At 51.1% G+C, this 280-nt stretch carries 1 protein-coding gene; it reads right to left on the bottom strand.

From position 1 onward, the window contains the following. The coding region (locus ACK4S7_RS13180; protein WP_409647719.1) for an asparagine synthase-related protein at positions 1-280 on the bottom strand (280 nt) is incomplete at both ends.

Below are 280 nucleotides of genomic sequence, written 5' to 3'. Positions count from 1 at the left end.
ATATATATCCATCGTAACCAGCCAAAATCTCATCGGCTCCCTGGCCATCCAACACGACCTTAAAACCTGTTTCCTTCACTGCACGAAAAACCCTGTACTGTGCGTATATGGATGTACTTCCGAAAGGTTCGCCCTGAGCTTGGATAAGGTCGTCGATCTCCCGGACCATTTCACTCGGATGAACCTGAACCGCGTGCACAACGGCTTGAGTATGCTCGGCAGCGATTCTAACCCAGGGCTCCTCAGAGACAGCAGGATCGTCTGCTACGAAGCTAAACAC

It is taken from the genome of Sphingorhabdus sp. (assembly GCF_046292425.1).
Lineage (GTDB): Bacteria > Pseudomonadota > Alphaproteobacteria > Sphingomonadales > Sphingomonadaceae > Sphingorhabdus_B.
The sequence above is the reverse complement of the archived record's forward strand: the minus strand, read 5'-3'. Positions and strand labels throughout refer to the sequence as shown.